Origin of the sequence: Paenibacillus sp. FSL R5-0636 (assembly GCF_037974255.1) — a bacterium.
Taxonomy (GTDB): domain Bacteria; phylum Bacillota; class Bacilli; order Paenibacillales; family Paenibacillaceae; genus Paenibacillus_AQ; species Paenibacillus_AQ odorifer.
The window spans coordinates 2,563,470-2,575,928 of sequence record NZ_CP150232.1; the positions used below are offsets into that span (position 1 = coordinate 2,563,470).

The following is a 12,459-nucleotide window of genomic DNA, read 5'->3' on the forward strand; positions in this document are numbered from 1 at the left end:
CGTTTCTATGACTATTACAAGTTAACTTAGCCGTTCACACGCAGTCGAATCACATTCCAGGAAGCTTTTGCGAGAAGGGCTTTTACATGTCCACCCTCAACAACGGCTTTGCCTTGGCTAGGCATCACATTATGTGGATTGGATTTGGTATTTACAGCTTTAATATCTTCATGTTCCAGTACAATATGCTCAATAATGTTTACGGAACTGAAGCTGCGCAGATCCACGTCGAGCTCTAGTCCTTCGGATAAATGGCGGTTTACAGCGAAGACGGTTACTTCATTCAGTTCCTCGTTGTATACACTAATGGCTTCCAAATAAGGCACATCAGTGAAATCTTTGGAATCGTATTTAGGGCTGGAAATCAGCGGGTGAAGTACGGTTCCACGACCATAAAGGGAAGCATGCAGGTACGGATAATAAGTAGTCTGCAGCCAAAGCGGTCCGCCATTTTCAGTCATAATTGGGGCGATAACATTGATCAGCTGCGCTAAGCAGGCCATTTTCACACGATCAGCATGCTTCAATAATGAAATAAGACAGCAGCCCACAACAAGTGCATCTTCAAGTGTGTACACATCTTCGAATTCTGGCGGTGCGATCTGCCAGTGTTGTTCGGCACGGCTGCTGCCTTGTGATTTCCATACATTCCATTCATCGAGCGACAGATTTATTTTCTTTTTGCTCTTTTTCTTCGCTTGAACATAATCACAGGTGGCAGCCACACTGCTGATGAAATGATCCAAATCCATGGAGCGGGCTAGGAAGTTAGGCGTGTCGTCATTGTTGTTATTGTAGTACGTATGCAGTGATAAATAATCCACATTATCATAAGAAAGATCAAGCACGGTAGCTTCCCACTCGGCAAAAGTGTCCATGCCGCTGCCGGAGCTGCCACAAGCCACAAGCTCAAGCGTTGGATCGACCCAGCGCATAGCTTTTGCAGTTTCGTTCGCTAACCGGCCATATTCGACCGCGGTTTTAGCTCCAATCTGCCACGGACCATCCATTTCATTTCCGAGGCACCAGGTCTTAAAAGCGTGGGGCTCTTTATACCCATGAGAGATCCGCAGGTCACTGTAGTAGGAACCGGAAGGATGATTGCAGTACTCTACTAGATTTCTAGCTGCATCGATGCCGCGTGTTCCAAGGTTAACTGCCATCATGACTTCGCTGCCTACGAGCTTAGCCCAATCTGCAAATTCGTTGGTACCCACTTGATTGGTTTCTGTGGTCCACCAAGCTAATTCAAGAGATTGCTTGCGTTCATGCTTGGGTCCAACCCCATCTTCCCAATTGTAACCGGATACAAAGTTTCCTCCAGGATAACGGATGATAGGAACGTTTAGGGCACGAATAGCTTCGATGGCATCGTTCCGAAAACCATTCTGATCCGCAGTAGGGTGACCCGGGTCATAAATCCCACCGTAAACTGCTCTTCCTAAATGTTCGATAAATGAGCCGTAGATCCGCGGGTCTACTTCAGCTAGTCTGAAATCTTTGTCAATAATCATTGTCGATTTAATCGGCATGAGTGTACAGCTCCCTCTAGTTGAATTAATGGTTTCACTAATTAAGTAATTGTTTTATGATTACATGATACTGATTTTAGCTTATAATAAGCAATGAATTAATTTAGGATTCGTTAAAATACTAATTCAATAAGCATAGGAGACGTTGAAATGTACTTAACCACAGATTCTGAATCCTTGCAGGTGTATGAAGCACTGGCAAGTGAAGTTAGGCTGCGAATTATTGAACTTCTGGACCGCAGAGAGATGCACATCAAAGAGCTGGCAGCGGAGCTCTATCTTAGTAGTGCAATTGTTAGTACTCATGTAGCAAAGCTGCAAAAAGCAGGCCTGATCAGTTCTAAAATGAGACGAGTAAATGGAGGGACCTATAAATATTGTTCTTTGTCTGCGAATTACCTGCAGATTAAATTATCGGGCTCCCGTGGAGTTGCCAGAAAGGTGGTTGAGGTGTCTATCCCTGTAGGGCAATATACCGATATTCAGGCTTTACCTACCTGCGGGATTGCTACTACTGAGAAACTGATCGGCTATTATGATGATCCACGTTATTTTCTGGACCCGGAACGGGTGAATGCCGGCATTGTATGGTTTGCGAAAGGTTCTATCGAGTACAAGATTCCAAATTATCTATTTCAAGATCAAGTGGTGCAAGAGATTGAGATTTCACTGGAAATAGGTTCCGAAGCTCCACATGTAAATGAGAAGTGGCCGTCGGATATCGGCTTTATGATGAATGGACAGGATTTAGGGAAATGGACTAGTCCGGGCGACTTTGGCCTCACTAGAGGACGATTAAATCCCATTTGGTGGCGTTCGGATGTTAACCAATATGGTTTGCTTAAGGTTCTGCGGATTAATGCAGGTGGAACCTTTGTGGATGGGCAGCAAATCTCAGATATTACCTTGGAGGATGTACGAGTAGAGCAGGATCAGTGGACCTTTCGTTTAACGGCAGAGAATAGCGGACGGAGAAGAGGCGGACTAACCATATATGGCCGTGGATTTGGGAACTACGAGCAAGACATTATGTTTAGAGTGTATTACGAATGATTTCGAGTTTGCAGGTAAAGTGTTTATAAGATTCTGTAGAAAATTTAAGCTTGTGTACCAATTATTACCTCTGATAAAATAAATATAAAAAATATATTGTAATGAAAACGTTTTTATGTTAATTTAAATCTATAAAAACGTTTTTATTCGTAAAGGAAGATTGAATCATTATGGAAAAGGTAACGATCAAAGATGTTGCCAGAGAGGCTGGAGTCTCCATTTCTACGGTTTCCAACGCGCTAAATGACGTAGATGTATTGAACCCGGAGACCAAATCACATGTTCTTAAGGTTGCGAAGCGATTAAATTATGTTCCTAACCTAAACGGTAAGCTCCTAAGGAACGGAAAAACCAAAATGCTGGGTTTTTTCACAACAAGTGTGTCGGGTCCATACTTCTATAAACTGGTCGAGTCCATGTCGCGTGAATGTGATCGACTAGGTTACGGGCTGAATGTATTTGTTACCAAGGATAAACAAGTGATTATGAGCAATATTCTAGGCCGGCGAGTGGATGGTGTCATTATCTACGAAGAGCTGAGAATAGACGAAGAAGAAATTGCCGCAATGGTGAAAGACAAGATCAAGGCTGTATTTCTGGATCGGCCGCTTAAGAACGACACGATGGGAAGCGTGATTTTTGATTCCTTTGAAGCGGGGTTTGAAGCGACCAAATATTTAATCAGTCTAGGGCATAAAAAGATTGCTTACATATCTGGTGTGGATGAGATGTACGACAGTGTTCAGCGGAGAGAAGGATACTTAGCTGCTTTGCGTCAGTATCAGCTACCCACGCATGAAGAGTATATTATACAAGGATATTTTGAGGAAGAAAGCACTTACAACGCTATAAAATCTTTCCTTCACTATAGTCCTGATAAAATACCTGATGCCTTCTTAGCAGGGAACGACTTGAGTGCAATTGGATGTATTCAAGCTTTGAAATCGCATGGATACGAAGTTCCGCTAGATGTTAGCGTTATGGGGTTTGATGATATTGATATTGCGCAGTATTTCTCACCGCCTTTAACTACGGTAAGAAATCAAATTGCTAGACAGGGTATTTTGGCTATTAATCACCTAGTTCGCATGATCCAGAAGAAGGAACAGGGCGAGATGATGAAATTGGCGGGTGAATTAGTCGTAAGAGGTTCTAGTCAAGTAAAGATTGGTCGGTAAGAACACATATATGTAATGGGTTCAAGATTTCACCCGATCATTTTTTAAAATTTTGTTGTTTTGGGAGGGTTTTTTTTTCAAAAAAATAAAAACGTTTTTATTGTTTGGGGATCATGATTTGGAGGGGAGAAGAAAAAGTGGATAAATTAGCCGTAGTGCCAACAAACGGAAAGAATCCAATGAGCGGGAAAAAGCCTATGGGGCAGAGGGTCAAAGAATTTGTAATTGATTATAAGAGACAATGGGAAATTCAATCCATGGTCATCCCGGGAATTATTTTTATGATTATCTTTTGTTTTATTCCGATTTACGGATTGACGATTGCTTTTAAAAGCTACACCGTAATTGATACACTCGATTCTGCACCTTGGGTAGGGCTCGATAATTTCAGAATTATTTTATCTGATAAATATTTTTGGGACGCTGTAGTCAATACATTAGGGATCAGCTTTCTGAAATTAGCCATAGGGTTTGTTATTCCTATTATTTTATCCGTAATGATTTACGAGTTAAGTGGTGGACGCTTTAAAAAGATAGTGCAAACCATCTCTTATTTACCACACTTTTTGTCCTGGATCGTTCTCGGCGGGATGCTGATTGCCTGGTTTTCCTCATCCGGTATGTTTAATGAGATTATGCTCAGTTTGGGACTGATTTCGAAACCGGTAAATATTTTGCTTGATGCGAATAAATACTGGTGGATTGCAACGTTATCCGATATTTGGAAAGAGGCTGGTTGGGGAACGATTCTCTACTTAGCCATTATGTCGAAAATTGATCCTACTTATTATGAGGCTGCCAAAATAGATGGCGCAAGCCGTATGAGACAAATTTGGAATATCACGCTTCCTAACATGAAACCGATTATCAGTTTAAATCTGATTCTCACTGTAAGCGGTTTATTAGGATCAAATCTGGATCAAACCCTGGTATTGATGAATTCTCAGAACCGCGTTAAGGCGGAGGTCATTAATTCTTATGTGTATCGTATGGGTATGACGCAAGGTGACTTCTCTTATGCTACTGCTGTTGGTTTAGGTGTCTCCATCGTTTCAGTCATCCTACTGATTAGCGCCAACAAAGTATCCAGTAAATTAAATGATAATCAATCAGTTCTGTAGAAGGAGGCATTTCTGTGAATCGTACGGTGGCTAAAGAAGATCTCGATAGTCGAATCTTTAATACCTTAAATATTATCCTGCTCTGTATTTGTACAATCATTATTGTCGTTCCTTTATGGAATGTAGTCATATCCTCTTTAAGCTCGGGCAAGGCGCTTGCGGAAGGCGGATTCATATTTTGGTCTCCAGAGTTCTCCTTGGAAAATTATCGTGCTGTATTTCAAGATGAGACCATTGGTTTAGCATTCGTAGTATCGCTTGCCAAAACATTTATTGGTGTCATTACCCACGTATTCTTTTGTGCCATGATCGGTTATGGCTTGAGTAAGAAATACATACGTGGACGTAAGCTGTATGTTGCCATGGGTGTAATCACTATGTTTTTCTCTGGTGGAATGATCCCTACGTATTTATTGATTAAATCATTAGGCCTCTTAAACAGCTTCTGGGTTTATATTATCCCGGCCTTGTTCAGTTATTATGATGTAGTTATTCTAATGAACTTCTTCAGAAATGTACCGGATTCACTTGAAGAGTCAGCCAAAATTGATGGTGCAGGTGACTGGCGCATTTTCCTAAAAATCTTTATCCCTCTTTCCATGCCGGCTATGGCCACCATTGCGTTATTTAACGGGGTTGGGCAGTGGAACGACTTTATGACCACCAAGTTATATATTACCGATCAATCGCTCTACCCGCTGCAGATGAAGCTCTATGAAATCATTGTTCAGTCGCAAACACAATCCATGCAAAATGTGGGTGGATCTGCGATTATCGAAACTACGACTAAAGGGGTTCAACTAGCAACAATTGTCATTACAACTTTGCCGATTGTTGTGATGTATCCAATATTACAGAGGTACTTTATCTCAGGCATGATGATGGGGGCGGTGAAGGAATAGTAAGTAAATCTCCAAGTAGTGAATACTTACAAAACATTTTAGGGGGAAATAAAAGATGAACAAAGCATTTGGGAAAAAAGGACTCAAACTTTGTACGGCACTTATGGCTGTTGTATTAGTATTTACAGGTTGTGGATCGAAAGGTAATTCTGACAGCTCCAGTAAAGAGTTAAGCTCCATTGAAGGCCGTTATACTATAGATCCGGAAACACCGGCATGGAAGCTGGATACAAAAAAAGAGACAACAGATCTGACTTGGTACGTGAATGCAGACTGGTGGAATACTGATTTCGGAAAAGACCTTGTCACCAAGAAAATTAAAGAGGATTTAAACATCAACATTAAATTCATTACAGGCGATGACACTAAGCTAAATACGATTTTTGCCGGCGGTGAAATGCCAGACCTGTTGACTATTTTTGATTCCAACTCTCCAGTCGTACAAAAAGCTGCTACATGGGCATTGCCTTTGAATGATCTGGCAGATAAATATGATCCTTATTTCAATAAAGTTGCAGAAAAAGATACGATGAACTGGTTCCAGTTAGCTGATGGCAAGACCTATGGATACCCTAACTATTCCAATACGCAAAACGATTATGATAGCGGTAACATCCCTGCCAAAACAGCCTTTGTCATCCGCAAGGATGTTTACGAGGCCATTGGAAAACCAAGCTTTGGAACTCCTGAAGAATTCAAGAGTGTAATGCAACAAATCAAAAAGCAATTCCCGGACATGATTCCTTTTGGTTTTAACTCCATTGGTTCAGGCACTGGTTCTTTGGGAGATGTATTGGAGGACTTCATCGGAGTGCCGATGGAAACTGAAAATGGCGAATTCTACAACCGTAACCTGGATGAGGATTACTTGACGTGGTTGAAAACGTTAAATGAAGTCTACAGAAATGGTGACATCAGTGATGACAGCTTTGCTGATGACGGTACTGCCTTTGAAGAAAAAGTGAAATCCGGTAAATATGCAACAATACTTTTGGATGGAACACCGCAACAAAGTGGTAACCTGCAAATCTTCATGACAGAAAATCCAGGCAAGGAATATATCGCTATTGATGGCCCACAAAGTACTGTTGGACATGAACCAACGTTGAATCAATCAGGAATTACAGGTTGGATGATTAGCTATGTTACTAAAAAGGCTAAGGACCCTGCCAAAGCGATTCAAATTTACACTTATTTGCTCAGCGACGAAGGACAAAAGCTCATGAACTACGGTATTGAAGGAGAAACCTATAAAGTTAACGACAGCGGTAAAATTGAATTCTTGCCTGAAATCAAAGACCTGCAATTAAATAATGCCGATAAATTCAAAAAGGATTACCGGATGGGTGAATTTATGTTCTTTGGACATGACCGTGATAAGGCGCTAAGTAACGACGCATTCGCAGATTCCATTAAACAAATGCAAGAGTGGGGCAAAGGAAAGCTGAAACCACACTTTATTCTTGAAAACATTAACCCGGCTCAAGGAACGCCTGAAGCTCGCAGTCTTACTGCAATTGATACTACTTGGAACACTACGCTTGTAAGTATGATCCGCGCTAAAGACGATGCTACATTCGACAGCACCTTAGCTGCTTACAAAACATTTTTAAATGATAACAACTGGGATAAGATTGTAGAAGTTCGTTCTGAAAAAATGAAAAACAACAAAGAAAAATTAGGCCTTAAATAAGTTAGAAAATAGAATGTGGCCCCTTCACTGGGGCCTCTTCATAGAAAGATGGAGGGAAACAACATGCCAGAGCTTAAAATTTATCAATCCACCGGGGAGAATACATTGTTTGTAGAGCAAAGTCTGCAACAATTAACTCCAATTGCTGACGCAGAGGCGACCACTACTGTAACTATTGACGAGAATCAAACCTTTCAGGAAATGGATGGCTTTGGAGCATCTTTTACGGATTCATCCGCTTATTTGATTAATCAAGTCCTGGACAACGAACAGAAAAAGGAAGTCATGAGCAAGCTTTTTGACGCACAAGATGGAATTGGTTTGTCCGTATTAAGAAATCCAATGGGGGCATCGGATTATGCTAGAGATATTTATAGCTATGATGATAGACCTGCACAGGAAACGGATACGGAATTAACCCACTTCTCTATCGCACATGATGAAGCAGACATTATCCCTTTGTTGCAACAAGCTCTGGAAATTAACCCTGAGATCAAACTGATGGCTTCTCCATGGAGTGCACCAGGTTGGATGAAGACTAGCGGATCGATGATTGCTGGAGAACTTAAACAAGAATATTATCAGGCTTATGCCGATTATTTTGTTCGATATATTCAAGCTTTTGAAGGGCACAGATTGCCAACTTATGCTGTAACACCACAGAACGAGCCTTTATTTGAACCCAAACACTACCCTAGTATGTTAATGTTGCCTGAGGCGCAAAAAGATTTCATTAAAAACTACCTGAAGCCTAGCTTTGTTAAGCACAACATCGCTACAAAAATTCTCTGCTACGACCACAACTGGGATCGTCCAGATTATCCGTTAACCGTGCTCGATTATGCAAAAGATGAAGTAGATGGTGTAGCTTGGCACTGGTATGGTGGCAATGCATCAGCGCAATCAGAGGTTCTGAAAGCTTATGCTGATAAAGAAGTGCATTTTACAGAAGGTTCTGGTGGAGAATGGATTCCTCCGTTTGAACAAGCCTTCTCCAATGTAATGAGAACAGGGATTGATATTCTTAGAAATCATAGTAAATCCTTTGTGTTATGGAATATGGCCTTAGATGAAAAGAACGGCCCAACCGTACCGGGTTTTGGCAAAAGTACTTGTCGTGGTGTTGTGACAGTCAACCAAGAGACCAAGGAGCTTACGTATACGCTCGACTATTATGCGCTGGCCCATTTCAGTAAATTTATTCGTCCGAAGGCTGTGCGTATTGACGCCTCCACCAATCAAGAAGTGATTCGCTCAGTAGCTTTTAAGAATACAGATAACTCTATTGCAGTTGTTCTGTTCAACGATAGCGAAAAGGCTGAGAATGTGGCTTTGAACTTGCCGGGAGCGGATGAATTATCTTTCCGTTTGGCGTCAAAAAGTGCTTTATCCATTTTGATAAAATAATTGCTGGACGTAGCTCAGAAGCATTCGAATCTTGATTCGGGTGCTTTTTTTATGAAAATAATCGTATAAAAAATCTATGTTCGGTAAGCAAAGTTTTGAATTTACGGATTTTCAATAATAGTAAATAAAAATGGCAGTCCAGAGCTGAAGTTCAGCGTCTGGACTGCCATTTATTTTTTGTGAATTGGATTGCGAGTTCTAACGTTCTAAACGGTAACCACCGTGAAATACAGGACCCACATATTCATTAAACGCAAATCCATTACGAATGGCTGCGGAGACAAAATCTTTAGCTTTTGCAACAGCCTCATGAACCGTTAATCCATTAGCTAGACCGCCTGTAATTGCTGCGGCAAAAGTACATCCAGCCCCGTGATTGTGAGCGGGTTCGATTTTGGCTGTTTGGAATACAGTGTACTCAGAACCGTCGTAGAAGATATCAATCGCTTGATCGCCGCCGAGTGCTTTGCCGCCTTTAACCACGACATTACGTGCACCGAGCTTATGAATCAGACGGGCAGCTTCTTTCATTTCCTCAAGGGTAGTAAGTTTGCCAAGACCTGAAAGAACACCTGCTTCAAACAAGTTTGGGGTGACCACAGTTGCTAGTGGTAGCAATAAGTCACGAATAGCCTCAGCGCTGTCAGGGTTCAAGACTTCATCTTCACCCTTGCACACCATAACTGGATCAATAACTACATTAGTCTGAAGATTTTCTTTGATCGCTTGCTCTGCAACGCGCACAATTTCAACACTTCCAAGCATACCTGTCTTCATGGCATTAACCGGGCCACCAGCGAAAATAGTTTTTAACTGCTCAGCAACAATGGAGGCATCAATTGGATAAACATTATGGTGCCAGCCGTTGTCCGGGTCCATAGTAACGATAGTGGTCAAGGCACTAAAGCCGTAGGTACCATACTCTTCAAATGTTTTTAGATCCGCTTGGATGCCTGCGCCACCACTGGAGTCGCTGCCTGCAATAGTTAGAGTTTTAATAATTTGAGTCATGGTTACGTCCCCTTTATATATGTCTGAATTCATAAACAACGCATTGCATTGATTATAACAAAAAATAGCACCTACGTCTTTCTAAAAGCAAGAGCAAGGTTGAAAATACCTTCCTCTAAAAATTCCCACCCTTAGTCCAGCTTCTCTGCGTTTGGGTCAGCAATGAAGAGCGGTCCATGATTATCTGTAAAGAACTTCATGAGGGTCTCCACTACTTCCTGCTGTGGGGATGTTTGAGCTTGATGTATTCCGATACTGCGGAATAAATAACCCCATTCTCCCTTATCGTAATAGGCAGCACCCTCGTCCTGATAGCCATTCGCGTCTGCTTGAAGCGTATATCTGACCGTTCTGGCTTCAGCTCCTGCAGTACCTAAAATATGCTGTTCGCTAAACTTAAGCGGATTATTAATGGTAAATCCCAACGCGTCAGCCCATTCGGCTTTTTCCGGGAAATAGGCTCCGATTGCAGTGATAGCACAGCCTATACAAGTCCAAGCCGTATCTGAATAGTTCATGTTTTGTTCCGGATGGTTCGGATCCTGAAAGGTAACTCCATAAGAACCGTTAGCGCCGACAACCGCGGTAGCCTGCCATCCGGCAGGAGCGAGTAGAAGATAACCTCCACCGATATCAGGGCGGTAGACCAGCGTTGCTTCTACTTGGTTTTTCATGTCTTGAGATAAAGCAAAGGTCATTTCAGGTATGGGGGGGATTTCTGTGTTTACATATTCGCTGCCACTATCAATATTTAGCTGCGCGAGCGTGGTATGCAGTGGAATGATGACCTGCCCATTATCGGGATCACTGCTAGGAAATTCGAGCATTTTTTGAGTGGAGCTGGGTTCGTTATCTGCTTCATTATTAGTTTGTGCGTTGGTGGACGGGGGTGGTGTGGTGGGCGTTCCCCAGTCGAGCCCTTTATATCCAATCAGCAGCACTAGTACAATTACGACGCACAATATTGAAGTTAAGATCCAGCTGTTTCTAACACCTCTTCGTGTGGATTTCATATATGCAGTACCTCCTTTGATCTTACTTATATAGACCTAAGAATGGAGTGGAAAGTTTCTTACATAACCTTTATATTTCTGAAGTTCTTCATGATCGGGCGGGATAGAGCGGGAGTCCGTTTCTTAAACCCTGCATATCAATATAGAAAGAATTTCAAACAAAGCGTGTAGGAGGGCGAGTATGGTTACGATTAGTTTATGTATGATAGTACGAAATGAAGAAAAAAGCTTGCACCGATGTTTATCTACCATTGCAAGTCTCGTAGATGAAATTGTTATCGTGGATACAGGCTCGACGGATAAAACGAAAGAGATTGCGTTGTCCTTCGGAGCTGTAATTTATGATTTCGAATGGATTGATAATTTTAGTGCCGCACGTAATTTTGCCTTTAGCAAAGCTACTCAGGAATACATTTTGTGGCTTGATGCGGATGATTATATAAAGGAAGAGGATCAGATTCTTTTTAAAAAACTAAAAGAAATCCTGCCGGGACATATTCACAGTGTGAACATGCAATATAATCTGGCTTTTGACGAAGCGGGAAATGTCACAGCTAGTTTACGCCGCAACAGGCTGGTTCGGCGCAGCTGCAACTTTCAGTGGATCGGGCCTGTTCATGAGTATTTAGAGGTAAGTGGTCCTTCTTTTAGTAGTGATGTCTGCATCACACATGAGAAGGATAAGGAATACACAGATCGTAATTTGCGGATTTATCAAAAACGAGTTGCACAGGGTGAAGTGTTTTCGCCGAGAGACCAGTATTATTATGCGAATGAATTAAGAGATCATGCTATTAATGAAGAGGCTTGCAAATACTATGAGATTTTTTTAGCGGGTAGGCAGGGCTGGATTGAAGATAATTTCCAGGCTTGCCTAAAGCTTGCCGAATGCCGGGAACGGCTGGGGGATAAAGAAGGTGCTTTTGAAGCGTTATGTAAAACCTTGCAGTATGATAAACCACGTTCAGAGTTTTGTTGCCGACTGGGGGCACTTCTGCTGGAAAAAGGCCAGTTGCAACCAGCCGCATACTGGTATGAGCTAGCGATTCAACTACCGCGGGATTACGATTCGATGGGGATGAAGAATGGGATCTTTTATACCTGGCTGCCGCATCTTCAATTGGCACTCTGTTATGATCGTCTCGGCCAACACGAGAAGGCGAATCATCACAATGAAACGGCGTTGAGTTTTTATCCATCCCATCCTAGTATGTTATATAATCGCACCTATTTCAAAAATCTGCTTGGCGATAAATATGTAACGCTTCAGGCTTAATTTAGTAAAAGAGATGCCCCAGCCGTTCTGATTATGACTGCTGGGGCATTTATGTGTTTTTTGGAGCTTGCAAGATTACTGGCGGTGGGGAACCTTCCCGTGATCCCCGGCAAGCTTCGCAGATTCGATTAGATTTCCGCGTACGAAGTAGCTATCGGACTCAGCTGACCTTAAACGCTGCTTTATGCCACATTTGGAATTCTAACGGACCGCATAGTCGCTATTGACCTGAAACACACTCGATTTGGAGCAATATCACAGTAATAGTTGCAC

The 12,459-nt window shown here is 42.0% G+C and carries 10 protein-coding genes; 7 read left to right on the plus strand and 3 right to left on the minus strand.

Annotation, left to right across the window (positions count from 1 at the left end; genetic code table 11):
• Positions 1-26: 26 nt before the first annotated feature.
• The gene (locus MKX34_RS11230; protein ID WP_076100772.1) at positions 27-1,532 is read right to left on the minus strand and encodes an alpha-N-arabinofuranosidase; all 1,506 of its coding nucleotides are present in this window, start codon (positions 1,530-1,532) and stop codon (positions 27-29) included.
• A 150-nt stretch (positions 1,533-1,682) separates the two neighbouring features.
• Here MKX34_RS11230 and MKX34_RS11235 point away from each other — a divergent pair, with 150 nt between their 5' ends.
• The 6 genes from MKX34_RS11235 (at position 1,683) to MKX34_RS11260 (ending at position 8,886) form a co-directional block, all read left to right on the plus strand.
• Entirely contained in the window at positions 1,683-2,585 is a 903-nt protein-coding gene (locus MKX34_RS11235) for an ArsR family transcriptional regulator (protein ID WP_076100771.1), read from the plus strand.
• A gap of 170 nt (positions 2,586-2,755) precedes the next feature.
• Positions 2,756-3,763, plus strand: a complete 1,008-nt coding sequence (locus MKX34_RS11240) for a LacI family DNA-binding transcriptional regulator (protein ID WP_036689737.1) — start codon at positions 2,756-2,758, stop codon at positions 3,761-3,763.
• 179 nt (positions 3,764-3,942) lie between these two features.
• Complete coding sequence (locus tag MKX34_RS11245; protein WP_036689816.1) at positions 3,943-4,884, plus strand: ABC transporter permease subunit; 942 nt, start codon at positions 3,943-3,945, stop codon at positions 4,882-4,884.
• A gap of 14 nt (positions 4,885-4,898) precedes the next feature.
• Positions 4,899-5,786, plus strand: coding sequence for a carbohydrate ABC transporter permease (locus MKX34_RS11250; protein ID WP_036689738.1), 888 nt, complete (start codon positions 4,899-4,901; stop codon positions 5,784-5,786).
• Positions 5,787-5,841: 55 nt separating this feature from the next.
• The gene (locus MKX34_RS11255) at positions 5,842-7,479 is read left to right on the plus strand and encodes a sugar ABC transporter substrate-binding protein (protein WP_038569996.1); all 1,638 of its coding nucleotides are present in this window, start codon (positions 5,842-5,844) and stop codon (positions 7,477-7,479) included.
• Between the two features lie 63 nt (positions 7,480-7,542).
• Positions 7,543-8,886, plus strand: a complete 1,344-nt coding sequence (locus MKX34_RS11260; RefSeq protein ID WP_076296309.1) for a glycoside hydrolase family 30 beta sandwich domain-containing protein — start codon at positions 7,543-7,545, stop codon at positions 8,884-8,886.
• A 198-nt stretch (positions 8,887-9,084) separates the two neighbouring features.
• Here MKX34_RS11260 and thiD read toward each other — a convergent pair whose 3' ends face one another.
• Positions 9,085-9,897, minus strand: coding sequence for a bifunctional hydroxymethylpyrimidine kinase/phosphomethylpyrimidine kinase (gene thiD, locus MKX34_RS11265; protein ID WP_036689743.1), 813 nt, complete (start codon positions 9,895-9,897; stop codon positions 9,085-9,087).
• Positions 9,898-10,028: 131 nt separating this feature from the next.
• Positions 10,029-10,910 carry a DUF4850 domain-containing protein gene (locus MKX34_RS11270; RefSeq protein ID WP_076296310.1) on the minus strand — a complete coding sequence of 294 codons (882 nt, stop codon included), beginning with the start codon at positions 10,908-10,910 and terminating at the stop codon, positions 10,029-10,031.
• Positions 10,911-11,091: 181 nt separating this feature from the next.
• Between MKX34_RS11270 and MKX34_RS11275 the strand changes: the two genes are divergently transcribed.
• The gene (locus MKX34_RS11275) at positions 11,092-12,186 is read left to right on the plus strand and encodes a glycosyltransferase family 2 protein (RefSeq protein WP_038570004.1); all 1,095 of its coding nucleotides are present in this window, start codon (positions 11,092-11,094) and stop codon (positions 12,184-12,186) included.
• Positions 12,187-12,459 lie beyond the last annotated feature (273 nt).

Coding starts and splice junctions, on each gene's coding strand:
- MKX34_RS11230 (WP_076100772.1), bottom strand. CDS start 1,532: ATGCCGATTAAATCGACAATGATTATTGACAAAGATTTCAGACTAGCT.
- MKX34_RS11235 (WP_076100771.1), top strand. CDS start 1,683: ATGTACTTAACCACAGATTCTGAATCCTTGCAGGTGTATGAAGCACTG.
- MKX34_RS11240 (WP_036689737.1), top strand. CDS start 2,756: ATGGAAAAGGTAACGATCAAAGATGTTGCCAGAGAGGCTGGAGTCTCC.
- MKX34_RS11245 (WP_036689816.1), top strand. CDS start 3,943: ATGAGCGGGAAAAAGCCTATGGGGCAGAGGGTCAAAGAATTTGTAATT.
- MKX34_RS11255 (WP_038569996.1), top strand. CDS start 5,842: ATGAACAAAGCATTTGGGAAAAAAGGACTCAAACTTTGTACGGCACTT.
- MKX34_RS11260 (WP_076296309.1), top strand. CDS start 7,543: ATGCCAGAGCTTAAAATTTATCAATCCACCGGGGAGAATACATTGTTT.
- thiD (WP_036689743.1), bottom strand. CDS start 9,897: ATGACTCAAATTATTAAAACTCTAACTATTGCAGGCAGCGACTCCAGT.
- MKX34_RS11270 (WP_076296310.1), bottom strand. CDS start 10,910: ATGAAATCCACACGAAGAGGTGTTAGAAACAGCTGGATCTTAACTTCA.
- MKX34_RS11275 (WP_038570004.1), top strand. CDS start 11,092: ATGGTTACGATTAGTTTATGTATGATAGTACGAAATGAAGAAAAAAGC.